At 35.5% G+C, this 349-nt stretch carries 1 protein-coding gene; it reads right to left on the reverse strand.

Annotated elements, in window-relative coordinates; translation table 11 throughout:
• On the reverse strand, nt 1-349 hold a 349-nt coding region (locus KE274_RS16385; RefSeq protein WP_211545610.1), incomplete at both ends, for a hypothetical protein.

A 349-nucleotide genomic window follows, 5' to 3' on the forward strand; every position in this document is an offset into this window, starting at 1 on the left:
GGAGCTTCGTACTGAGGGGCATCATCGCCTTGATAAAGTAAAGCACCTATTCCTCTAGCACTAGAATCTGAACTTTGGAAGAAAAATTTTGTACCAGCATAGAAACCTTCTCCATCAATCTGTATCGCTGGGCGTAAAATTGTATTTGCTAAAAGATAACAATTATGCACGTTAACTATAAATTTATTTATACTAAGGAGAGCGTTTCCTGATTTAAGAGTTAAATAATCCACATTGTCCAATTGTAGAAAAGAACGATCGAGATCTACTTCACAACTTCCTGGTTTTATAAAGCCAGAAAAGTTAATGTTTATATTTGTAGCATATGGCTTTGTCGTGTAGAACATGG

The organism is Microbacterium paraoxydans (assembly GCF_018224615.1).
In the GTDB taxonomy this organism is placed as follows: domain Bacteria; phylum Actinomycetota; class Actinomycetes; order Actinomycetales; family Microbacteriaceae; genus Microbacterium; species Microbacterium paraoxydans_B.